This is a genomic window from Cupriavidus sp. 05N40 (genome assembly GCF_056397305.1).
In genome coordinates this window covers 1-22,923 of sequence record NZ_JBFTND010000041.1, presented here as the reverse complement: position 1 = coordinate 22,923, position 22,923 = coordinate 1, and the positions used below count along the sequence as shown (strand labels likewise).

Genomic DNA, 22,923 nt, shown 5'->3' with positions numbered 1-22,923 from the left:
CCGGAAAGCATCAGCTCCGCCAAAAAACGGCATTTGTCGGCAACCAGCTCGATCAGCAATATTGCATGCAGACGCGGCCGATCCCCACGAACCGGCCGCGCCCGATCCCCCACCGGAGACAGGCATGCCAGGCCGATCGAACGACCAGACCCATTCCAGGAAAACACTGATCTCAACGGAGATCGACTACGAGCGCGAGGGCTTCCAGACCGGTGTGCTGCGCATTCCCTATTCGCATGACCGCTCTGCCTATGGCCACATTCCCGCGCCGATCGCCGTGCTCAAGCAGGGCACGGGACCCACGGTGCTGCTGACCGGCGGCAACCATGGCGACGAATACGAAGGCCCGGTGGCGTTGATGAAGCTGCTGCAGCGCATGCCTTCGATGCAGATCCAGGGCCGGCTGATCGTCATACCGGCGCTGAACTTTCCGGCGTTCATCAACGGCTCGCGCACCTCGCCGATCGACCGCGGCAACCTGAACCGCATGTTTCCCGGCGACCGCAATGGCTCGATCACCGCGATGATCGCGCACTACGCGGACAGCGAGCTCTTCCCGCGGGCAGACGTGGTGCTGGACCTTCACGCCGGCGGCGCTTCGTTCAACCACATGCCCACGGTGCTGGCCGCGCTGCCGTCCGATCCGGCACGCCGTATCGCGTACCTGAAACTGGTCAAGGCCTTCGCCGCGCCGCACACCATGGTCATGGACCTGCTCGGCGAAGACCGAACCTACGGCGCGGCGGCAGAGCGCCACGGCACCTTGTTCCTGTGCGGCGAATTCGGCGGCTATGGCAGCTGCAACGTGGAAGGGCTGGCCATCGTCGAGCAAGGCCTGCGCCGTGTGCTCCATGTCGCCGGGCTGACGCGCGACGACAGCCCGCCGCCGCGCCACGACACGCAATTCATCGCGGTGAACGGGGCCCGGCACTATCTGTTCGCGCCACGCCACGGCGTATTCGAACCCTGCTTCACGTTGGGGCAGCAGGTCGCGGCCGGCGATCTCGCCGGGCGGCTGTTCGATCCGTACGCGCCGTGGGAGCCGCCGCGCGAACTCCACTTCGGCGGCGCCGGCATGGTGGTCTGCGCCCGCACCTTCGCCGGCGTCGAACCCGGCGACTGCATCGCCCTGCTGGCATCCCCCATCACGCTGTAGCCCATTCCGACGGCAACGCGGAGATTGGCGTCCTCTCATTGGGGAGCCGCCAGCCCGCCCCGTGCCCCTTCGAGGAGACCTTCATGCAGTCCGCCCCCAAAACCGCCCCGGCCCTGGAAGCCGGCGCGCCCCGCGCCGAAGAGCCGGGAATCGAGAACGCCGGCACCCCGTTCTCACATGGATACATCGTATTCATGTTCTTTATCTGCTTCGCCTTTTCTTATATCGACCGCCAGGTCGTCAGCATCCTTGTCCAGCCGCTCAAGGCATCGCTACTGCTCAGCGACACCCAGATCGGGCTCTTGCAGGGTGCGACATTCACGCTTTGCTACGCTACCGCGGGGATGTTCGTGGCCCGGCTCGTGGACCGCTCGAACCGGGTACGCCTGAGCGCTGCCTGCGTCGCCATCTGGGCGATTTCCACGGCCATGTGCGGCACGGCAAGCAGCTTTGGCGAACTGCTGGTCTGGCGTGCCGGCACGGCCATTGCCGAAGCCGCCCTCAGCCCCGCCGCCTTGTCGATCTTCAGCGATATGTTCCCGCCGCGAAAGGTCACGCGCGCCAGCAGCGTGTTCATGCTTGGGCCGTACGTCGGCGGGGGCGTGGCCTTGCTCGGCGGCGGCGTGTTGCTGGGCTGGATGGACCAGCCCACGATGGCCGGCTGGCTCACGACGCAAGGCCTGCAGCCCTGGCAGATGATCTTCTTCGTGGTCGGGCTACCCGGCCTGGCGCTTGCTGCGCTGGTGCTGGCGACCATCCGCGAGCCGGCGCGGCGCGGGCTGTCGACCGCCCACGCTCCCGCCGAGGCGGCGCCACCGATCAGCGAGGTCCTGCGCGAGTTGTTCGTGCGCAACCGCTTCTGCCTGCCCTACTTCTTCGGCTACGTCGCCCTCATCCTGCTGTTCTATTCCCACGCCGCCTGGTTCCCGACCCTGCTGATCCGCAGCTTCGGGTTGTCCGCAAGCGAGGTAGGCAAGATGACCGGACCGGTCTACATGATCGGCGGGATGGCGGGCGTCGTCAGCGCAAGCCTCTTCGTGGGCAAGGTGGACGATCGCGATGCGCTGCGCAAGGTGCTGCGCATCGCCTGCGCGGCGGCCACCTTGCTGGTGCCTGTCGCCTGTGCCGCGCCGCTCGCACCGGTGATGTCGCTGTCGCTCGCGCTGTATGGCCTGTGCGCCTATGCCGCCAGCATCGTCATGGCACTGGCGCCGGTGCCGCTGCAGATCACCATTCCCAATCGCATGCGCGGTCGCGCGGTGGCACTGCTGGTGTTCCTGACCAATGCCATCAGTGGCGGGCTTGGACCGTTCGCCGTAGGCTCCATCAACGAGTGGCTGGGCCATCCGAAGTCCGGGCTGGCGATCGCCCTTTCCATTGTCGGCACCACGGCGGCGGCGGTCAGCGCCCTGCTCTATTTCATCGCCGCCAGGCGGGCCGGCCAGGCATCTGCCACAGGCACGAGCCTGGGAACACAGGCAGGGCGTTGATGTCAGCCATGACATCCCCCGGAAAGCCAGGCCGGCTACGAGCAGTCCAGGCGATGCAAGGACGCGGCCATTGACAATGGCTCAGGCCCTCGGCGCGCCACCTACGGCTTCGATCGCACCGGCTCCGCAGTGTCTCTCGCCGGGGACATTGCGGCATGCACTAGCAGCACTGGCCGGCGGCACTGTCGTACCAGCCCCTCGGCTACGCTACCCATGAGCAGGCGCCGCACGCCGCGGCGCCCGTGCGTGCCCGCGACGATCAACTCCGCGCCAATCTGTTCCGCCGCCTGATTGATGGCCGTAGCCACATCGAAGAGCGCCCCCGGCTCGTCGATCATTGCCGTCGTACATTTCACCTGCCGGGCCGCTGCCCTTGCCTTGGCGCCGTCAAGAAGGAGTTGCCCACCTTCGAGCAGGGTGGCACGCAAGTCGGTGAGGTCGACATAGCCTGCCTCGTACCTGAGGTAGCTGTTATCGATCACATGGACCACGGCAAGCTCCGAACGCAAAGCTGCGGCCAAGCCGACCGCTTCCGCCAGGGCCCGCTCGGCGGACTCGCTGCCGTCGACTGCCACCAGGATCTGGCTGTACATCATCGCTCTCCGTGTGAAGACATCGCGGTCATCGGGCAACGGGAGGCGCCCGCAGACGCTGCCCGCCTCCCTCGGATACGTCCAGTCTGTACGCCCCCGCGTGCGTCGTATTGATGTAGATCATGGCTTGTGCTGTTCGCCGGGTTGCGCGCAGGCACCGGCATCTATTCTCGTGACAGAGCGTTTTCCTGCGGACGGCCAGTTCGCAACGACCACGAGGAGAGTTCATCATGTACAGGAAGATCTTGCTTGGAGTTGACGGCAGCCGCTCCTCGGACCTTGCAGTAAGCCAGGCGATCATCCTCGCCAAGGCGACGGGCAGCGAAGTGCGGGCGCTCTTCGTGGTGGACGACAGCGATGTCTTCTACCTTGCCGAGAATTCGTACCCCTCCTGGTTGATGGAGAGCATCCTGGCCATGGGACACAAGTGCCTGGAGACCGTGGCGAATCGCCTGACCGAGGCCGGCGTACCGCATTCGACAAAGATTCTCGAAAAGCCAGTCGCGCAGGGCCGGATCTCGGAATCGATCGTGAGGGAGGCTGATTACTGGGGCGCCGACCTTATCGTGCTGGGAACACATGGACGGCGCGGGATCAAACGCCTTGTGATGGGCAGCGTGTCGCAAGGCGTAGTCTGCGAGAGCAACAAGCCCGTGCTCCTGATCCGAAGCGAACTCGAAGAATAGCGATCTGCGTGGCGCCCCAGGCTTCGCAATGGCGGCGCCGCAGACGCTGCAGACCGCACCTGCGATCGGCATTCGTACCCGTATGCCGATTCCTGCACGCCATGACGTCCGCAACCTGGCAGTGGCGCTTTAGCCCTTCACACGCCCAGACTACGCGCCCAGACTAAGCGTTTACCCCTTGAGCAAATCCACGCCCCTGTAAGAAGCGGGTAAGGGGCAGGCCTTAACTTATCAGCATGGACATCGGCCGACGCTACGGCGCACGCCTCTGCCGGCGCCGCACGCTGGCGCGGACCATCGCGTCCGGCGGCGTCCGGCGGCGTCCGGCGGCGTCCGGCGGCGCAAGCACACAATCTGCAGGAGACATGGATGAATGAAGATCTGGTCACGAGACTGAAGGCAAATCCGCGATATCGCGAGCTTGTCCACAGGCGAACACGGCTTGGATGGTCGTTGACCGCCATCATGCTCGTCATCTACTACGGATACATCCTGCTGATTGCCTTCGACAAGGAACTCCTGGCCACGAAGATAGGAAATGGCGTGATGACGTGGGGCATGCCGATCGGCCTGTTCGTGATCGTCTTTACCGTCGCCATCACGGGATTCTACGTACGCCACGCCAACGGCGTGTACGACGAACTGACAGAGCAGATCAAGCGGGAGGTGGCATGAAAGCACATCACGCACTCCTTGCTTGCGCAACGCTGCTTCTGTCGACGGCCGCGCTTGCGGCGGGTGGAGACCTTGGGCAGGCGGTCCGGCAGCCAACCAACTGGACGGCCATCGGCATGTTCGTCGTGTTTGTCATTGGTACGCTGTTCATTACCAAGTGGGCGGCAACCAAGACGAAATCGGCGGCGGCATTCTATACGGGCGGAGGCGGCATCACCGGCTTCCAGAACGGGCTGGCGATCGCGGGCGACTTCATGTCGGCGGYGTCATTCCTCGGCATCTCGGCTGCCGTCTACACCAATGGCTATGACGGGCTGATCTATTCCATCGGCTTCCTCGTCGGCTGGCCAGTCATCACCTTCCTGATGGCGGAGCGGCTGCGCAACCTTGGTCGCTTCACCTTCGCCGACGTTGCGGCGTACCGCTTCAAACAGGCGCCGATCCGTGCGTTTGCGGCATCGGGCACGCTGGTGGTGGTCGCGTTCTACCTGATCGCGCAGATGGTAGGCGCCGGCCAGCTGATCAAGCTGTTGTTCGGGCTGGAGTACTGGATCGCCGTGGTCATCGTGGGGGCGCTCATGATGGTGTACGTCCTGTTTGGCGGCATGACCGCCACGACGTGGGTACAGATCATCAAGGCCTGCCTGCTGCTTGCCGGCGCTTCGTTCATGGCCGTCATGGTGCTGGCCCAGTTTCACTTCAGCCCCGAAGCGCTGTTTGCCAAGGCCGTGGAAGTCCACGCCAAGAAGGACTCCATCATGAGTCCGGGCAATTTCATCAAGGATCCCATCTCGGCGATCTCGTTCGGCATTGCCCTGATGTTCGGCACGGCCGGCCTGCCGCATATCCTGATGCGATTCTTCACCGTGCCCAATGCCAAGGAGGCGCGCAAGTCGGTGTTCTGGGCCACTACCTGGATCGGCTACTTCTACATCCTGACCTTCATCATCGGCTTCGGCGCGATCGTGCTGGTGGGAACCAATCCGGCCTTCCAGGATACGAGTGGCAAGCTCCTTGGCGGCGTGAACATGGCGGCAGTCCACCTGGCCAGCGCCGTCGGAGGAAGCGTGTTCCTCGGATTCATCTCCGCGGTGGCCTTTGCGACGATCCTGGCCGTCGTTGCCGGTCTCACCCTCGCCGGTGCGTCCGCCGTTTCGCACGATCTCTATGCGACGGTATTCAAGCAGGGCAAGGCAACGAGCGCCGTCGAACTGCGCGTATCGCGTATCACGACCGTGATCCTCGGCCTGGTCGCGGTGTTCCTTGGCATTGTCTTCGAGAAGCAAAACATCGCGTTCATGGTTTCGCTTGCCTTCGCCGTTGCGGCCTCGGCCAACTTTCCCGTGCTGTTCATGTCGGTGCTGTGGAAGGGCTGCACCACCCGTGGCGCGACGATTGGCGGTTTCCTGGGACTGTTGTCGGCGGTGATCCTCACCATCCTGTCCCAGGCCGTCTGGGTCGACGTGCTGCACTACAAGAGCGCGCCATTTCCCTACACGTCCCCGGCGTTGTTCTCGATGACGATCGGCTTCCTCGGCATCTGGCTCTTCTCGGTCACCGACAACTCGGCCAGGGCGCGCATGGACAAGGCTGGTTTCGAAGCCCAGCAGCTTCGCTCCGAGACCGGAATCGGCGCGGTCGAGGCGTCGGGACATTGAACGAAGCCGGCGGCGTATTCAATGCGAGCCGCCACGCAGAGCGGCGGCGGGCGCCTGGCGCCAAGCCGTCCCGGCCGGGGCAGGCTCGCCTCAAGAGCGCGCATCCTGCCCTTGCCTTGGACTTTGGCTATGGTGAAATAACCCTGCAAGGCGCTTCCCACGGTGGGGCTGCCACCTGCGCCCCTTCCCCGGTGTCGCAGGCCCTCCGTTACCGCGCTCGCTTACCCTTGCCGGGCCGCGCCTAGCGTGTCGCGCTTGATCTTCTTCGCCAGCGACCACTTGTGARCTTCGGTCGGGCCGTCGTAGATGCGGAATCCGCGAATCTCACGGAAGATCTGTTCGACGACGGTGTCGCGCGACACGCCCATGCCGCCCAGAATCTGCACGCAGCGATCCGACACGCGGAACAGCGCCTCGGAGACGCCAACCTTGGTCATCGAACTCTCCGCGGTACCGAGGCCACCTCCATCGAGCACCCCGGCGCACCAGTCGATCATCAGTGCGGCCTGTTGCAGATCGATCAGGTTCTCGGCCAGCATGAAGCCCACCCCTTCGTGGTCGATCAGCAGCTTGCCGAACGCCTTGCGCGTGACAGCGTACGCGCGCGCGATCTCGTCGGCCCGAACCGCGGCGCCGAACCAACGCATGCAATGCGAGAGCCGCGCCGGTGACAAGCGGACCTGCGCATAGCGAAAGCCCTCGTTCGCTTCGCCCAGTACATGGGCCTGCGGCACGCGCAGGTCGTCGATCACAACCAGCGCGTGACCGCCCGGCATGGAACTGTCGATGGTATCGATCAGGCGCTCGATGCGGATCGCCGGATGCGGCAGATCGACCAGAAACATCGTGGCCTGGACATGGTCGGCATCCCCGGTGCGCGCCATGATGATGCCCACGCTTGCACCTTCGGCGCCGGTAATGAACTTCTTGCGCCCGCGTATCACCCAGTCGTCGCCGTCCCTGACCGCCGTGGTCTGGAGCATCGACGGATCCGAACCCGCCCCGCCGTCCTCCGCAGGCTCCGTCATGAAGAACGCCGAACGGGCCTCGCCACTGACCAGCCGCGCCAGGAACCGATCCTTCTGCGCTTCCGTGGCCACCTCACCCAGCAGGAACATGTTGCCTTCGTCCGGCGCCATGGTATTCACGGCGACGGGGCCGAGTGGCGACAAGCCGGAGCGCTTGAGCACGGCCGCGGTCTCGCGCTGCGTCAGGTGCGAGCCATCGGCAAGGATATGGGGCGTCATCAGCCCCGCGGCACGCGCTTTGTCGCGCAGTTCGGCGACAAGATCATCCGATGGGCCATGATCGCCGCAGCGCGGATCGCGCTCATAGGGCATCACGACGTCGCGCACGAAGCGCTCGACGCGGTCGGCAATGAGTTGGCTTCTTTCCGTGGGGCATTCGGTGAACATGCTGGATGACCTCCTTGTAGTGTGTCGATTGAGTGACCGTCATCGATGCGATCATAATGCTTCTCGCCCCGGGCGGACTCGCGCAGCTACTCGCGGCGCAGTCCGGCCTGACGGACCACGGCGGGCCATTTCTTCTGCTCGGCCTGTATCAGATCGCCAAACGCCTGCGGCGTACCGCTGGCCGGCGCAAAGCCACGGCTTGCCAGGCGCTGACGGACGCCCGCGTTCCGCATGGCCTTGGTGATTTCATCGTTGAGCCGCGTCACGATGCCGCCGGGCGTACCCGCCGGCGCCACGACACCATACCATTCCATGGAATCGATGCCGGGCACGCCCGCTTCGTCCAGGGTCGGGACATCCGGCAGGGTAGGCAAGCGGTGCTTGCCCACCACGGCGAGCGCCTTGAGCTGGCCCGACTTCAGCAGCGGCTCCACCACCGGAAATCCGGGGAACATCATCGCGACGTGGCCGCCGACCATATCCGCCAGTGCCGGCGGCGCGCCTTTGTACGGGACATGGACGATGTCGACCCCCGTCTGCTTCTTGAACGCTTCGCCGATCAGATGGAGTTGCGTGCCCGGACCCGACGATGCATAAGTGATCTGGCCAGGCTGCGCCCGGGCCTTGCTCACCAGCTCCTGCAGCGAGCCGGCCACGGACGGATTCACAACCAGCACATAGTTCAGGGTCACGAGCAGGCTGACGGGGCTGAAGTCACGGGCCAGGTCGAACGGCAACCTGTCGTCGAGACTCCGGTTGATGATCATCGGCGTGGTGGCGATCAGCAAGGTGTATCCGTCCGGCGCGGCCCTTGCCGCCGCAAGGGCGCCGATATWCCCGGCGGCACCGGGCCTGTTCTCGACGATGACCGGCTGTCCCAGGCCGACGGAGACCTGCTCCGTCACGATGCGGGTGGCAATATCCACGCTGCCTCCCGCGGGCCAGGGCACGATCATGCGTATCGGACGGCTTGGGTACGCACCCGCCGCCAGCACGCTGGCCGCGCTGGCCGCCAGCGCCATCGCGCCGATGGCGCGACCAATGCGTTGCAGTATCATCGAATGCATCGTCTTACCCCAGCCGCTTTCCAAGCGTCTCCGGCACCATGCGCAGACCCAGCAACGACAACAGGCCGCAACCGATCAGGTAAAGCGCCGGAGCGTTCGGGCTGGAGGTCAGGTGGATCAGCAGCGTCGAGAAAAGCTGGGCAAAGCCGCCAAATACGGCGATCGCCAGGTAGTACGTGACCGACATGCCCGTGGCACGCAGGCGTTGCGGCAGCACCTCGCTCACCAGCACCAGCGTGGCGGGCGACGTCATGGCCATGGGGATCGCCAGCAGGCCGACCACCACCAGCAGGCATGGCAGCGACGGGTAGGCGTTGATGGTGACAAATGCCGGGTAGGCCATCACCAACAGGGCCAGGCGCGTCCACCACACCATCCTGCGCCGGCCGAGGCGGTCGGTCATCCATCCCGCGACCGGGCCGAACACCGCCATGACGGCGGCGGCGACGAAGCCTGCCCAGACGGCATCGCCGCGCGGGATGTTGAGCTGGATCGCCGCGTAGTTCGGCAGGTAGTAGGCGATCAGGTGGACGGCGGAGCCCAGGCCGATCATCAACAGGATGCTGGCGACGAGTTCGCGCCAGTGCTGGCGCATCAGTGCCCAGCCACCCACGGCGCGCCCCGCCTTGTTGCGCTCGGCCGGGGGCAGCGTCTCCTCCAGCCTGCGGCGGATGATCTGTCCGATCGGGATGACCAGGACGCCGATCAGGAACGCCACGCGCCAGCCCCACGACTCCAGCGACGCTGGCGACAGCGAATGGCTGAGCGCAAGCGCGACGAGCGCGGCGAAGACGGCGGCGACGCCTTGACTGGCGGTCTGCCAGCTCGTGTAGAAGCCGCGCGACCGTTCGTCCGCGTACTCCATCAGCATCGCCGTGGCGGACCCCATTTCCCCGCCGATCGCGAAGCCCTGCACCAGTCGCGCGATGATCATGAGCGTCGGGGCGATCACGCCGATCTGGGCATAGGGCGGGGTCACGACGAGAATCAGCGCGCTGAGCGCCATCAGCCACATCGACAGCAGCACGGCTGGCTTGCGTCCCCGGCGGTCGGCGTAGGCACCGATGACGAGGCCGCCCAGCGGCCGCATCAGGTAGCCGGCACCAAAGGTGCCGAACGACAGCAGCAGTTGCCCGAGCGGATTGTCGACCGGGAAGTACAGCGGAATGATCAACGTGGCGAAGAAGTTGTAGACCCCCGAGTCATACAGTTCGAGTGCGCCGCCAATCGTGATGGCCGAAATGGCCGAAACCTTCGACATCGGCCTGGATTTCGGCTCGGCGTGCGAACCTCCCGGGGCGGGGGTGTGTGCCGGATTCACCATGGCGGTGGGATCGAGTGGCATGCKTGTCTCCTGGCGCGGCGATATTTGTCGTGCCGTGCCGCTTGTCATGATCTGCTGAAATTGGCGGGACGTCTCGTTCGGCGTCCCCTTGATGCTTGCCGCGCTCGCTATTCAGGCCGGAAACCCGACTGCTTGACCGCCACCGCCCATTTCTTCTGCTCGGCGGCCATGAACGCGCCGAACTGCTCCGGATTGCTGTTCGTGGCCGGCTCGTATCCCTTGCCGCTCAACTGCTCGCGCACGCCTGGCGCGCCCAGTGCCTTGTCGATCGCATTGCCCAGCAGGACGACAATGTCCTTCGGCGTGCCGGCCGGCGCCACCAGGCCATACCATTCGCTGGCCTCGATGCCGGGATACCCCGCCTCCGCCATCGTCGGCACGTCGGGGAAGAGCGCCAGGCGCTGGCTCGTCGCCACGGCCACCCCCTTGAGCTGGCCCGACCTGACGAATGGCATCACGGCGGGCACCCCGTGGAACATCATCTGGATGTGCCCGCCCACCATGTCGGTCAGCGCTTGCGGGCCGCCCTTGTACGGCGCGTGGACGATGTCGATATGCGCCATGCCCTTGAAGACTTCCCCGACGATGTTCTGCTGGGTACCGGGGCCGGGCGAGGCGTAGCTGATCCTGCCGGGCTCGGCCCTGGCCCGCGCCACCAGATCCTTGACGGACTTTGCCGTCGAGGGATTCACCACCAGCATGTAGGGCGAGCTCGCCATCAGGCCAAGCGGCACGAAGTCCTTGCCGGTGTCGAACGGCAGGTTCCTGTACAGGCTCGCGTTGATCATCATCGGCGCGCTGGCGACGAGCAAGGTATAGCCATCCGGTGCCGCCTTCGCGCCCATCCCTGCCCCGATATTGCCGGTGGCGCCGGGCCGGTTGTCGACGATGACCTGCTGGCCCAGGCTTGCCGACATCTTCTCGGCGACGGTACGGGTGACCGTGTCGACCCCGCCGCCGGCCGGCCACGGCACGATGATGCGGATGGGCCGGTTCGGATACCCGGACTGCGCCCACGCGCCGGCGGCGCAGAGGGCGAGCGAAACGGCAGTGAGGGCGGTTGCGGCGTGACGCAGCACGAACTTCATGTCTGTCTCCTCGGTTCTCTTGTGATGGATGTGAGGTTGCTGCTTGTTTCCGGCCTAGGCGGCGACCGTCGACTGGCTCGGCGCGTCTGCACGCCGGCCGCCGCTGCGCCACTGCGCCATGAGCCGCGCCCACTTGCCGCGCGTGGCGGCGAGGTTGCGGCCCTTGACGTGGCCATAGCCGCGGATCTCCTGGGGCAGCCGCGCGATCTCCAGCGCGAGGTCCAGGTTCTGCTTGTTCAGCGAATCCAGGATCGTCTCGATGCACTCCCGGTATTCACCGATGAGGGCGCGCTCATCCCGGCGTTCGGCGGTGTAGCCAAAGGGGTCGAACGCGGTGCCGCGAAGACCCTTGAGTTTCGCCAGCACGTGGAATGCACTCCGCATCCAGGGACCATACGCAGTCTTGACCGGCTCGCCGTCGGCATTCTTCCTGGCGAACAGCGGCGGCGCGAGGTGGTGCACGATCCGCACCTTGCCTTCGAACATGCCTTCGATCTGCTGGCGGAACGATGCGTCCGTGTGCAGGCGCGCCACCTCGTATTCGTCCTTATAGGCCATCAGCTTGAACAGCGAGCGCGCCACGGCCTCCGCAAGGCGATTGCCGCCGGCATGCCCTTCCACCGCCTGGACGCTGGCGATGAAGGTCTCGTACTGCGCGGCGTAGGCGGCATTCTGGTAAGCCGTCAGGAACGCCGCGTGCTTGCGGATCAGTTCGGCCAGCGACGGCTTGCGGGTGAACTGGATCACCTGCGTGTCCGGCATGCGCAGCGGCACTTTGCTCATGTCATGCGCGCACTGGCGGCCCCACTCGAACGCAGCCTTGTTGCTCTGCACCTGCACGCCGTTCAGCTCGATGGCGCGCATCAGGGCCTCGTGCGACAGCGGCACCCTGCCCTTCTGCCATGCGTAGCCGAGCAGCAGCAGGTTGGCGTAGATCGACTGGCCAAGCAATTGCGTGGCGACCAGTTCGGCGTCGAGCGTGGCGAAGCTGTCCGCGCGCACCACTTGCGTGATTCGCGCGGCCGCCTCCTCGCCCGGCGGCGCCCAGTCCGGGTTCTGCACGAAGGCCGCCGTCGGCGTGACGTGGCTGTTCAGCACGACGAAGGTGCGCTCGGATGACATCGTCGCCAGCGTTGCCTTGCTCGTGCCGACCACCGCGTCGCAGGCGATCACGAGATCGGCCATGGCCACGTCGACCCGGCTGGCGTGCAGCGCGTCGGGCGACGCGGCGATCTGGATATGGCTCCACGTGGCRCCGCCCATCTGTGCCATGCCGGTGGCGTCCTGCGTGATCACGCCCTTGCCCTCCAGGTGCGCGGCCATGCCGAGCACGCCGCCGATGGTGACGATGCCCGTGCCGCCGATACCGGCGACCAGGATGCGTCGCGGGCGGCTGACGTCCGGCAGCGCCGGATACGGCAGCGCGCCGCCCTGCGCGGGCTGGGCCTTGCCAGCGGCGGCGGGCTTGCGCAGCTTGCCGCCCTCCACTGTGACKAAACTGGGGCAGAAGCCCTTCACGCAGGAGAAGTCCTTGTTGCAGGTGTCCTGGTTGACCTTGCGCTTGCGGCCGAACTCCGTCTCCACCGGCTGCACCGCCAGGCAGTTGCTCTGCACCGAGCAGTCGCCGCAACCCTCGCACACCAGTTCGTTGATCACCACGCGCTTGTCGGGGTCGGGCATGGTGCCGCGCTTGCGCTCGCGGCGCTTCTTCGTGGCGCAAGCCTGGTCGTAGATGATCACGGTGACGCCGGCCATCTCGCGCAACTCGCGCTGCACGGTGTCGAGTTCGTCGCGGTGGCGGATGGTCACGCCGGGGGCCAGGTTGGCGACTCCCGCATACTTGCCGGGCTCGTCGGTCACCACGACGATCTGGCGGGCGCCCTCCGACGCGAGTTCGCGCGTCATGGCCGGCACGTCGAGCTGGCCGCCGTCCACGGGCTGGCCACCGGTCATGGCAACGGCGCTGTTGAAGAGGATCTTGTAGGTCAGGTTGACGCCGGCATTGATCGACTGGCRCACCGCGAGCAGGCCCGAGTGGTTGTACGTGCCGTCGCCCAGGTTGGCGAACATATGCTTGCGCGTGGTGAAGGCCGACTGGCCCATCCAGGGCACGCCTTCCCCGCCCATCTGGGTCCACGAGGTGGTCGAGCGGTCCATCCACGTCACCATGCCGTGGCAGCCGATGCCGGCCATGGCGATGGAGCCTTCCGGCACCTTGGTGCTGGTGTTGTGCGGGCAGCCCGGGCAGAACCACGGCAGGCGGTCGCTGGGACGGCTGTCGCCCTGTGCGGTGGCGCGCTCCCTGGCCTCGATCTCCCGCAGGCGCAGGTCCATGCGGGCCTGCACGTCGGCCGGCACCCCGAGATGGGCGAGCCGCTGGGCGATGGCCTTCGCCACCAGCGCCGGCGACAGGTCGGCCTTGGCGCGCAGCAGCCAGTCGTCGCCCGGCTTGCGGTGGCTCCACTCGCCGCCCGCTCCTTCGCTGTGGCCGTATTTGCCAAAGACGGCGGGGCGGCGGTCCGGGCTCTGGTGATACAGCTCGTCCTTGAGTTGCTGCTCGATGATCGGGCGCTTCTCCTCGACCACGAGGATCTCGCGCAGGCCGTGCGCGAAGTCGCGCACGCTGCCCGGCTCCAGCGGCCACACCACGCTGACCTTGTGCACGCGAATGCCCAGCTCGCGGCAGGTGCCGTCATCCAGGCCAAGGTCCAGCAGTGCCTGCCGGGTATCGCTGTAGGCCTTGCCGCTGGCGATGATGCCCAGGCGCCCATGCGGCCCCTCGATGACGTTGCGGTTCAGACGGTTGGCGCGGATGTAGGCGAGCGCGGCCGGCCACTTGTACTCCATCATGCGGGCTTCGGCGCCGAGCGGATCGTCGGGCCAGCGGATGTGCAGCCCGCCCTGCGGCGCGATGAAGTCCTCGGGCAGCACGATGCTCACGCGGTCCGTGTCGGTCACTACCGAGGCGCCCGACTCCACCACCTCCTGCACCGTCTTCATGCCGGCCCACAGGCCGCTGAAACGGCTCATGGCGAAGGCGTGCACGCCGAGGTCGAGGATGTCCTGCACATTGGACGGGAAGAACACCGGCAGGCCGCACGCCATGAAGGTGTGGTCGCTCTGGTGCGCCAGCGTGCTGCTCTTGGAAACGTGGTCGTCGCCGGCCAGCGCGATCACGCCGCCCAGCGGCGCCGTGCCGGCGAGGTTGGCGTGCTTGAGCGCGTCGCCGCTGCGGTCCACCCCGGGGCCCTTGCCGTACCAGATGCCGAAGACGCCGTCGTACTTCTTGCTGGCCGCGTCGAACTCCAGCTGCTGCGAGCCCCATACCGCCGTCACGCCGAGCTCCTCGTTGACGCCCGGCTTGAAGACGACGTGGTTCTCGGCGAGGTGCTTCTTCGCCTGCCACAGCGCCTGGTCGTAGCTGCCGAGGGGCGAGCCGCGATAGCCGGAGATGAAGGCGGCGGTGTTGTGGCCCGCCATGGCGTCGCGCCGGCGCTGGAGCAGCGGCAGGCGCACCAGCGCCTGCACGCCGGTCATGAAGGCGCGACCCGACGCCAGGGCGTACTTGTCGTCGATGGTGACGGCTGCCATGGCCGTCCGTGCGGCTTCGGGGGGGATGGGGGCGTTCATAGTCGGATTCAGCCTGCTCAGGTTGGTCGGGTTCGTGTATGGGCGGCCGGCGTCCTCCGGCTGCTCCGGGTATCGACTGTCAAGGATGTCGGGAAGTGTGTCCGGGAGGTCAGTCCGGGAACGGGATGCCCACCTGCCGGCCCAGTGCGCTGAGGTCCTGCGCGATCGCTGCCGGCAGTGCGATGCCGCCTTCCCGGGCTTCATGCTCCAGCGCATCACCGCGCGCGCCAGGCAGGCGTGCTTCGGCGCCACCGGCGGCAAGATAGGTACCGGTCCATTGCGCCATGTAGTCGGCGAACAGGTCCTTGCCGGCGAATGCATCGGGCTTGACCAGCCAGACGAACCCGCCCTGCCGGCCCACGGCGCCGCCGCTCTTCAGGTCGTTGCGCGCAGGGTCAAGCGATTGCGCGGTGGCCGCCAGCGCGCCGGCCAGGCACTCCACCATCATGGCGATGCCGATGCCCTTGTGCCCGCCCATCGGCAGCAGGGCGCCGTCCAGCGCGCGCTCGGCGTCGGAGGTCGGTACGCCGTTGGCGTCCACGGCCCAGCCCTCGGGGATCGGGCGGCCTTCGCGGGCGGCCAGCAGGATATGGCCGCGTGCCGCCACGCTGCATGCCACGTCGAAAACTATTGGCGCGCCGCCGGGCACGGGGCAGCCGAAGGCAATCGGGTTGTGGCCGATCCCTGCCTTGCTGAAGCCCTCCAGTGCGAGCAGGGGCGGCGTGCGCTGTCCGACCATGCAGAAGGCGCCCGCCTCGGCGGCCAGCAACGCGTGGATGCCCAGTGCACCCAGGTGGCCGCAGGACTGCACCGCGACCAGCACCGATGCACTCGTCTCCAGCGCTTCCAGGCCGAGCCGCACCGCGAGCGGGCCGGCGACCTGCCCCATCGCACCGTCGGCGTCCAGCACGATGCCGCCCGGGAAGCTGCGATGCGTCATGGCCGCGCGCGGGTTGAAGTCGCCTGCGCGCAGACGGTCGACGTAGGATGGGATGCGCGTCATCCCGTGCGTCTTGTAGCCGCGCAGCTCGGTGCGCACCAGCATGGTGGCGGCCTCGACCGCATGGTCGGGCGGCATGCCGCAGCTTTCGAATACGCCCGCCGTCCAGCGCTCCAGCGCGGCAGGGCTCCATCGGGTGTTCATGACGATTTCTCCCGCACGATCATCAGACGCTCGGCGAACGGGCCGGCATAGACCGTCTGGTAATACAGTGGCTGGTCGCGCAGCGTGTAGCCGCGCAGTTCCATGATGAAGACAGGCGCCTCGGGCTCTAGTCCGAGTTCACTCGCCACCGTCGCGGGCGGCGCGCCAAAGCGGATCCACTGATCCACGCGCAACGTCGGCAGGGACAGCCGCTGGCCAATCAGCTCGCGCAGGTTCTTTTCCAGCGCCTCCCGGTCCAGCCCTCCCAGTTGCGCGAAATCCTCCTCTCGCAGCCAGAACTCGCTGTACAGATCGAAGCGCCCGCCCACGTTGATGACGCGCTCGATCCGCACATAGCCGTCCCCTTCCAGGAAATCGGCCCACGGCCCCTTGCGCTTGATCCGCTTGACCGAGCGCGCGTGGACGTAGGAGGCCAGCTCGTTGCCCGCCTCGTCGCGAAAGCGCAGGTAGCGCACGTCCGCCGGCGCGACGCGTGCTCCCGAGACGAAGGTGCCCCGTCCCTGTTCACGCGTGATCAGTCCCGAATGCGTCAGCCGGATGAGCGCCTTCTGGATGGTGCCCACGCTCACGCCGTGCAGCGCCGCCAGCTCGCCCTCGGACGGCAGGCGGTCGCCCTCGCGCAGGGCGCCGGTTTCAATGGAACGGATGATCGCGTCGGAGACGGTATTCAGTTTTGTCATGGTCGCTCAGAGACTCAGTGCAAACCGACTGATYGCGGTCTCCCGGATGTCGAGCACCTCGCTGCTCAGCCGCGTGCCGGATGCGACGTCCATCGCATAGGCAAACAGCTGGTCGCCGAGGTCGGGGATCTTCTCCCCGCGCTCCAGGACCGCGCTCACGTCGAAATCGATATTGTCGGCCATGGTGTCGACCGTATTCACGTTGCCGCACACCTTGACCGTCGGGGCTACCATGCTGCCGATCGGATTGCCCACTCCGGTACCGAAGAAGGTGAGCTGGCAGCCGCCGGCGGCAAGTGCAGTCAGATTTTCCACTGCCGCGGCCGGCGCGTCCATGAAATGCAGGCCTTTCTTCTTCGGCGCCTCGCCGTAGCCCAGCACCCCGACGAGCTGGCCCTTGCCGGCCTTGGCCATTGCGCCCAGGGCCTTTTCCTCGACCGTGGTCAGGCCGCCGCGCTTGTTGTCGGGCGACGGCTGGTCCTCGCGCATGTCCACGCCGCGCGAGATGGCCAGGTTTTCCATGTTGCGCACGGCGGTGACGAAGGCCTCGCGCACCCGGCTGTCGGCCGCGCGCTCGGCGAACAGGTGGTCGGCGCCGATGAATTCCGAGGTCTCGGAAATGATGACCGTGCCGCCCTCGGCGATCACCATGTCGGCCAGATGGCCGATCACGGGGTTGCAGCTCAGCCCCGACGTCGTATCCGAGCCGCCGCACTCCACGCCGATCACCAGCGACGACACCGGGCACGGCACGCGGCGGGCGCGCGATGCGGCGAGCGACAGCTTCGCCGCCTTGCGCGTACCGTCGGCAATGCACTGCACCGTGCCGAGCGGCTGCAGGTGGACGGTTTCCACCGGCTTGCCCGCGGCGCGGATACGGCGCGCCACTTGCTCCGTCGACGACTCCTCGAGCCCCACCAGCAGTACCGCCGCGATATTGGGATTGCGACCGAGGCCGGCGAGCGACTCGAAGGCGAAATCAAGGTCGGCACCGAACTGGCCGCGCACGAACAGCGTGGTGACGGGGATGCAACCGCCCACGGCATGCGCAATGGTCCGCGTGACCGGATTGCAGTTGTCCATCACGGAAATCACCGCCACCCAGTTGCGCACGCCAACCGCGCCGTTCTCGCGCGGGTATCCAAGAAAGGTCGTTGCCATCGGATTACCTCCTCTCCAGGTCGCCGCGAGCGCGCGCCGACTCGATGTTGTGAACATGCATGTGTTCGCCGGCCCGTACCGCGCGGCTCGCCCGGCCGATGAGCTGGCCGTACTTCAGGATGCCGACCCCTTCGTCGGTATCGGCAACACAGACCTTGTGCCCGAACGGCACGTCCTGCAGCAGGACCAGTTCTCCCGCTATCTCTCCCTCCAGCCGGCAGGTATCTCCGGCGCGTCCTGCGTCCAGCAGGGTGGCCACATTGTCGGCCCGGTTCAGCACGATTGCTCGCGGCATCTTTCTTAACTCCTGTATAGGTGTTTGATGCAATGTAGAGAACGGACCCGGGTAGTGTCAAGTAATTACGTGGCAACCCCCGAGAAAACCACTACTCAATCCATGCAAGTCCTATATAGAAGTTATTGACACAAGCCTCGGCTATGTCTATTGTCATCACAACGGCGGGCGACTCGCGCCGACCGGAAGAGGAGACAGAGATGAGAGTGGCGTCCCATATGGAGAAGATCGGCAAGCTGATGGCCCTGCGCCAGCGGCTCGATCCGCTCGAGGACTTCGAATTGTGGTTCTGGGCTGGCATGACGGCTGGCACGCACGCGGTCAACGCCGCCCTGCACCAGGCCGGCGTGACCCGGGACGACGACATGTTCCCCACGCAGCCTGGCGTCTATCAGGCGTGCCAGCCGGACGGCAGCATGCGCAACGCCTTTGGCCCGCTGGGCGACGTCTTGCATGTGGGACGGCCAAAAGTGGAGGCCCCGGTACCTGACGACGTGGCGCGGATGATGGCCCAGATGGAAATCATCGAGCACTACCGCGACCCCTGCCTGCGCGAAGGCATGTCGCCCACGGCGGCGATCGCACGGGAATGCGACACGGCGCTTCGCTGCTGCATCGACCTGCTGGCGAAGCGCGTTCCGGGAGCCGGCCATGCAAACTGACGCGCACATCGCGCTGGCTCGGCGCGTCGAGGCATCCCTCGGCAAATGCAAGGAGGCCGACTACGAAATGAAGATCGAGGCGGCGATGCTGGCCGGCACCCACTGGCTGAACGTATTGCTGCATCGCCTTGGCACCAGTCGACCCGAGCAGGATGTCTTCCACACCTATCTGCTCACCATCAACGAGTTCCGGCGGCTGGCCGTCGCTGCCGAACTGCCGCTGCACGCGCTCGCCGAGATCGAGGACATCCGTCCGCCTTACGTGCGCGGCAACGTGGGTGGCGGCGAACACGCCGCCAGACGCGCGCTCGACCTGCTGGCACGGCTGCGCACTGCGGCACTCGACGCGGCATGAACGTTCAACACAAAGGGAGTCAGTCTTGAAAGCAATTCGCGTGATACCCGGCGCCGAGGGCGGCCGGGTCGAAGTGCAGGACATTCCGGCGCCGGATGCCGGCCCGGGACAGATCGTGGTGCGGGTCCATGCCGCGGGCCTGAACCGCGGCGAGATCAATCAGGCGCGCGAACTGCGCACCGGCAACACCATCACCGCGGGCGTCGAATTCGCGGGCGAAGTGGCGGTGGTGGGCGAAGGCGTGACCGGCTGGCGCCGCGGGGATCGCGTGATGGGCCATGGCCGCGCCTGCCAGGCGGAGTACGTGGTGGCCAACCCGATGGCGCTGATGCCCGTGCCGGATGGCATGTCATGGGTCGACGCGGCCGCGTTCCCGAACGTCTTCATCACCGCCCACGACGCCCTGGTGGTCAACGGCGGGCTCAAGGCCGGCGAGTCGGTGCTGGTAAACGGCGCCTCGGGCGGCGTGGCGATGGCCGCCATCCAGATCGCTTCCCTGATGGGAGCGCGGCCGGTGATCGCGCAATCCCGCTCGGCCGCCAAGCTCGACAAGATCATGCAGTACGGCGTGGATGTCGGCATCGACTCGTCGCGCGACGACCAGGTCGAGGCCGTGATGCGCGCCACCGACAACCGCGGCGTGGACATCATCATCGATACGGTCGGCGGCCCGGTGTTCGAGGACAACATCAAGTGCCTGGCGATCAAGGGCCGGCTGGTCAATATCGCCCGCCTCGGCTCGGCCACGGCGCAGATCGACCTGGCCCAGCTATGGCTCAAGCGCCTGCACCTGATCGGTGTGACGTTCCGCACGCGCTCGGAGCAGGAACGGCTCGAGTGCATCCAGGCCTGCGCACGCGACATGCTGCCCCTGCTGCGCGCCGGCCGGGTGCGACTGCCGATCGACCGCACGTTCGCCCTCACCGATATCCACGCTGCGCACGCCTACATGAAGCAGGACCAGCACGTCGGCAAGATCGTGCTGACCGTCGACTGACCGCGCACCAACGACAAATCACACGATTACAGGAGACCACGATGAGTATCGAAATCAGGCCGCTGACCGGCTCGGTCGGCGCCGCCGTCACGGGTGTGAATCTGAACGACCCGATCAACGATGCAGCCTTCCAGGTTCTGCACCAGGCCTTCCTCGAGCATGGCATGCTGGTGTTCCGTGGCCAGTTCCTGCAGCCGGCGGCACAAGTCGCCTTCGCCCGCCTGTGGGGTACGCCGGTGCAGGGCAACCCGCTGCTCAAGGGCCTCAACGAATTCCCGGAACTGGCCCAGGTCACGAAGATACCCAAGGAGACCGCCTCGACCGAGGCCTGGCACTCCGACTCGATCTACACGCCGGTGCCGCCCAAGATCTCCATCCTGTCGGGGATCGTGATCCCTGTCGGCGGCGACACGATGTGGTGCAACCAGTACCTGTCGTACGACCGCCTGTCGCCCACCATGCAGCGCCTGATCGAGGGCCTGCGCGCGACATTCAGCGGCGCCCGCCTGGCCAGGATGACCGGATCCGACAAGGTACCGACCGCCGTGCACCCGATCGTGCGCACCCATCCCGAGACCGGCCGCAAGGCACTGTACGTCGGCCACCCCGATACCGCCTTGCGCATCGAGGGCATGACCGAGGCCGAGAGCCGCCCGCTACTCGACTTCCTGTACGAGCATTCCACCACCCCGGACAACGTCTACCGCCATATGTGGCAGGAGGGCGACGTAGTGATGTGGGACAACCGCTGCACGATGCACTACGCCGTGCACGACTACGGCAACGCCGAGCGCGTGCTGAACCGCGTGACGCTGGAGGGGGAGGCCCCCCGCTGATCACCCGGGCATGACCGTGCCGGGCACGCCGCCCGGCACCCCCCGCCCCTGACCCACGGCGCGCCCAGATCGACGAGAGGCGCGCCCGGGACCACCGGAGACATCCAATGCAGATAGGGATCCCGACTGAGATCCGGCCGGGAGAGGCACGTGTTGCCGCGACACCGGAAACCGTCAAGAAATATGTCGCACAAGGCCATCAGGTCATCGTGCAAAGTGGTGCCGGCACGCGCGCGAGCCTGCCCGATGCCGCCTATGAGGCTGTCGGCGCCCGCATCGGCACCGCCGCCGAGGCGCTTGGCGCCGGACTCGTACTGAAGGTCTGCGCCCCCGGGCCGGCGGAACTGGGCGCGATCATGCCCGGCACCGTTGTCGTCGGCATGCTGAATCCCTTCGACGCGGAAAACAAGGCGCGCATGGCGGCTGCCGGCATCACCGCCTTCGCGCTGGAAGCCGCGCCGCGCACCACGCGGGCGCAGAGCATGGACGTGCTCTCCTCGCAGGCCAACATCGCCGGCTACAAGGCCGTGCTGGTGGCCGCGCACCACTACCAGCGCTTCATGCCGATGCTGATGACTGCCGCCGGCACTGTCAAGGCCGCACGCGTGCTGATCCTCGGCGCCGGCGTTGCGGGCCTGCAAGCCATCGCCACGGCCAAGCGCCTGGGCGCCGTGATCGAAGCCTCCGACGTGCGTCCCGCCGTGAAGGAACAGATCGAATCGCTCGGCGGCAAGTTCCTCGACGTGCCTTTCCTCACCGATGAAGAACGCGAGATCGCGCAGGGCGCGGGCGGCTATGCCCGTCCGATGCCGCCGGACTGGATGAAGCGGCAGGCCGAACTGGTCCACCAGCGCGCCATCCAGGCCGATATCGTCATCACGACGGCCCTGATCCCCGGGCGCAAGGCGCCGACGCTGCTGCATGAAGCCACCGTCCGGCAGATGAAGCCCGGCTCGGTGGTGGTCGACCTGGCCGCGGCGCAGGGCGGCAACTGCCCGCTGACCGTGGCGGACGAAGTGGTCGAGCGCCACGGCGTCATCCTTGTCGGGCATACCAACCTGGCCTCGATGGTCGCGGCCGACGCCTCGGCCCTGTACGCCCGCAACGTGCTCGACTTCCTCAAGCTGATTCTCGACAAGGAAGGCCGGGTGGCGATCGACAGACAGGACGACATCGTCGCCGCCTGCCTGATGACCGCGCAAGAGGAAACGGCGCTTGCCGGCTAAGGAGACCTCAATGGAAATGATTAACCACACCGTGATCAACCTGATCATCTTCGTGCTGGCGATCTACGTCGGCTACCACGTGGTCTGGACCGTGACGCCCGCCCTGCACACCCCGCTGATGGCCGTGACCAATGCCATCTCGGCCATCGTCATCGTCGGCGCCATGCTGGCGGCCGGGCTGACGGAAGATACGACCGGCCGCCTGATGGGCACGCTGGCGGTGGCGCTGGCCGCCGTCAACGTATTCGGCGGCTTTCTCGTCACGCAGCGCATGCTCGATATGTTCAAGAAGAAGGCGCCCAGGACCGAAGCAAAGCCGAAGGCCGCCGCGACGATCGGCGACAAGCTGGCGGAGGCCGCGTGATGAACGGACTCTCGATGAATTCGGTCACCCTGTTCTATCTGGGGGCCTCGGTCTGCTTCATCCAGGCACTGAAAGGACTGTCGCATCCGACCACGGCGCGCAGGGGCAACGCCTTCGGCATGATCGGCATGGCGAYTGCCGCGGTGACCACGCTGGCGCTGATCGTCAAGCTGAAGAACGAGTTCCTGGCCGCCGGCACGGCGCAGAGCTCCATCGGCACCAGCCTCGGCCTGATCTTCGGCGCGCTGGTGGTGGGCGGCGGCATCGGCGCCTACGTGGCGAAGAAAGTCGAGATGACCAAGATGCCCGAGCTGGTCGCGGCGATGCACTCGCTGATCGGCCTGGCGGCGGTGTTCATCGCGGTGGCCGCGGTGGCCGA

General features: G+C 66.5%; 22 protein-coding genes. 12 read left to right on the top strand and 10 right to left on the bottom strand.

The genetic code is table 11. The features are described from left to right. Nucleotides 1-124: 124 nt before the first annotated feature. Nucleotides 125-1,156, top strand: coding sequence for a succinylglutamate desuccinylase/aspartoacylase family protein (locus AC1DO7_RS12195; RefSeq protein ID WP_441622946.1), 1,032 nt, complete (start codon nt 125-127; stop codon nt 1,154-1,156). An 83-nt stretch (nt 1,157-1,239) separates the two neighbouring features. Next, a complete protein-coding gene (locus AC1DO7_RS12190; RefSeq protein ID WP_441622944.1) occupies nt 1,240-2,646 on the top strand; it encodes an MFS transporter in 1,407 nt (468 codons plus the stop codon). 101 nt (nt 2,647-2,747) lie between these two features. Here AC1DO7_RS12190 and AC1DO7_RS12185 read toward each other — a convergent pair whose 3' ends face one another. Continuing rightward, nucleotides 2,748-3,242 (bottom strand): universal stress protein, encoded by a 495-nt coding sequence (locus AC1DO7_RS12185; protein ID WP_441622942.1) that lies wholly within the window; start codon nt 3,240-3,242, stop codon nt 2,748-2,750. Nucleotides 3,243-3,469: 227 nt separating this feature from the next. Here AC1DO7_RS12185 and AC1DO7_RS12180 point away from each other — a divergent pair, with 227 nt between their 5' ends. The 3 genes from AC1DO7_RS12180 (at nt 3,470) to AC1DO7_RS12170 (ending at nt 6,258) form a co-directional block, all read left to right on the top strand. Further along, nucleotides 3,470-3,925 carry a universal stress protein gene (locus AC1DO7_RS12180; RefSeq protein ID WP_441622940.1) on the top strand — a complete coding sequence of 152 codons (456 nt, stop codon included), beginning with the start codon at nt 3,470-3,472 and terminating at the stop codon, nt 3,923-3,925. Between the two features lie 369 nt (nt 3,926-4,294). Further along, nucleotides 4,295-4,600: a DUF485 domain-containing protein gene (locus AC1DO7_RS12175; protein ID WP_441622938.1), complete on the top strand. Its 306-nt coding sequence runs from the start codon at nt 4,295-4,297 to the stop codon at nt 4,598-4,600. After that, complete coding sequence (locus AC1DO7_RS12170; protein WP_477116176.1) at nt 4,597-6,258, top strand: cation acetate symporter; 1,662 nt, start codon at nt 4,597-4,599, stop codon at nt 6,256-6,258. Before AC1DO7_RS12175 ends, AC1DO7_RS12170 begins: the two co-directional genes overlap by 4 nt. A 221-nt stretch (nt 6,259-6,479) precedes the next feature. Here the strand turns inward: AC1DO7_RS12170 and AC1DO7_RS12165 are convergent, their stop codons facing one another. The 9 genes from AC1DO7_RS12165 to AC1DO7_RS12125 all read right to left on the bottom strand — a co-directional run bounded on the left by AC1DO7_RS12165 (nt 6,480) and on the right by AC1DO7_RS12125 (nt 18,104). Beyond that, a complete protein-coding gene (locus AC1DO7_RS12165; protein WP_477116175.1) occupies nt 6,480-7,673 on the bottom strand; it encodes an acyl-CoA dehydrogenase family protein in 1,194 nt (397 codons plus the stop codon). Nucleotides 7,674-7,759: 86 nt separating this feature from the next. Beyond that, nucleotides 7,760-8,731: a tripartite tricarboxylate transporter substrate binding protein gene (locus AC1DO7_RS12160; RefSeq protein WP_477116174.1), complete on the bottom strand. Its 972-nt coding sequence runs from the start codon at nt 8,729-8,731 to the stop codon at nt 7,760-7,762. A 13-nt stretch (nt 8,732-8,744) separates the two neighbouring features. Continuing rightward, nucleotides 8,745-10,085 carry an MFS transporter gene (locus AC1DO7_RS12155; protein ID WP_441622930.1) on the bottom strand — a complete coding sequence of 447 codons (1,341 nt, stop codon included), beginning with the start codon at nt 10,083-10,085 and terminating at the stop codon, nt 8,745-8,747. 107 nt (nt 10,086-10,192) lie between these two features. Further along, nucleotides 10,193-11,173: a tripartite tricarboxylate transporter substrate binding protein gene (locus AC1DO7_RS12150; protein ID WP_441622928.1), complete on the bottom strand. Its 981-nt coding sequence runs from the start codon at nt 11,171-11,173 to the stop codon at nt 10,193-10,195. Nucleotides 11,174-11,227: 54 nt separating this feature from the next. Further along, entirely contained in the window at nt 11,228-14,803 is a 3,576-nt protein-coding gene (locus AC1DO7_RS12145; protein ID WP_477116173.1) for an indolepyruvate ferredoxin oxidoreductase family protein, read from the bottom strand. Between the two features lie 109 nt (nt 14,804-14,912). Further along, nucleotides 14,913-15,947 carry an Ldh family oxidoreductase gene (locus AC1DO7_RS12140; RefSeq protein WP_441622924.1) on the bottom strand — a complete coding sequence of 345 codons (1,035 nt, stop codon included), beginning with the start codon at nt 15,945-15,947 and terminating at the stop codon, nt 14,913-14,915. Then, nucleotides 15,944-16,648 carry a GntR family transcriptional regulator gene (locus AC1DO7_RS12135; RefSeq protein WP_441622922.1) on the bottom strand — a complete coding sequence of 235 codons (705 nt, stop codon included), beginning with the start codon at nt 16,646-16,648 and terminating at the stop codon, nt 15,944-15,946. Before AC1DO7_RS12135 ends, AC1DO7_RS12140 begins: the two co-directional genes overlap by 4 nt. 6 nt (nt 16,649-16,654) lie before the next feature. Continuing rightward, a complete protein-coding gene (locus AC1DO7_RS12130; protein ID WP_441622920.1) occupies nt 16,655-17,809 on the bottom strand; it encodes a UxaA family hydrolase in 1,155 nt (384 codons plus the stop codon). A 4-nt stretch (nt 17,810-17,813) separates the two neighbouring features. Next, entirely contained in the window at nt 17,814-18,104 is a 291-nt protein-coding gene (locus AC1DO7_RS12125; RefSeq protein ID WP_441622918.1) for a UxaA family hydrolase, read from the bottom strand. 200 nt (nt 18,105-18,304) lie between these two features. Between AC1DO7_RS12125 and AC1DO7_RS12120 the strand changes: the two genes are divergently transcribed. From AC1DO7_RS12120 to AC1DO7_RS12090, 7 genes are all read left to right on the top strand, one after another. Further along, entirely contained in the window at nt 18,305-18,766 is a 462-nt protein-coding gene (locus AC1DO7_RS12120; protein WP_441622916.1) for a hypothetical protein, read from the top strand. Beyond that, a complete protein-coding gene (locus tag AC1DO7_RS12115; protein ID WP_441622915.1) occupies nt 18,756-19,121 on the top strand; it encodes a hypothetical protein in 366 nt (121 codons plus the stop codon). Before AC1DO7_RS12120 ends, AC1DO7_RS12115 begins: the two co-directional genes overlap by 11 nt. 25 nt (nt 19,122-19,146) lie before the next feature. Next, complete coding sequence (locus tag AC1DO7_RS12110) at nt 19,147-20,118, top strand: zinc-binding dehydrogenase (protein ID WP_441622913.1); 972 nt, start codon at nt 19,147-19,149, stop codon at nt 20,116-20,118. Nucleotides 20,119-20,159: 41 nt separating this feature from the next. Further along, the gene (locus AC1DO7_RS12105) at nt 20,160-20,954 is read left to right on the top strand and encodes a TauD/TfdA dioxygenase family protein (RefSeq protein ID WP_441622911.1); all 795 of its coding nucleotides are present in this window, start codon (nt 20,160-20,162) and stop codon (nt 20,952-20,954) included. A 107-nt stretch (nt 20,955-21,061) separates the two neighbouring features. Next, nucleotides 21,062-22,180, top strand: coding sequence for a Re/Si-specific NAD(P)(+) transhydrogenase subunit alpha (locus AC1DO7_RS12100; protein ID WP_441622909.1), 1,119 nt, complete (start codon nt 21,062-21,064; stop codon nt 22,178-22,180). A 10-nt stretch (nt 22,181-22,190) separates the two neighbouring features. After that, nucleotides 22,191-22,544, top strand: a complete 354-nt coding sequence (locus tag AC1DO7_RS12095; protein WP_441650188.1) for an NAD(P) transhydrogenase subunit alpha part 2 — start codon at nt 22,191-22,193, stop codon at nt 22,542-22,544. Then, on the top strand, nt 22,544-22,923 hold a 380-nt coding region (locus AC1DO7_RS12090; RefSeq protein WP_477116172.1), incomplete at its 3' end, for an NAD(P)(+) transhydrogenase (Re/Si-specific) subunit beta. The genes AC1DO7_RS12095 and AC1DO7_RS12090, both read left to right, overlap by 1 nt.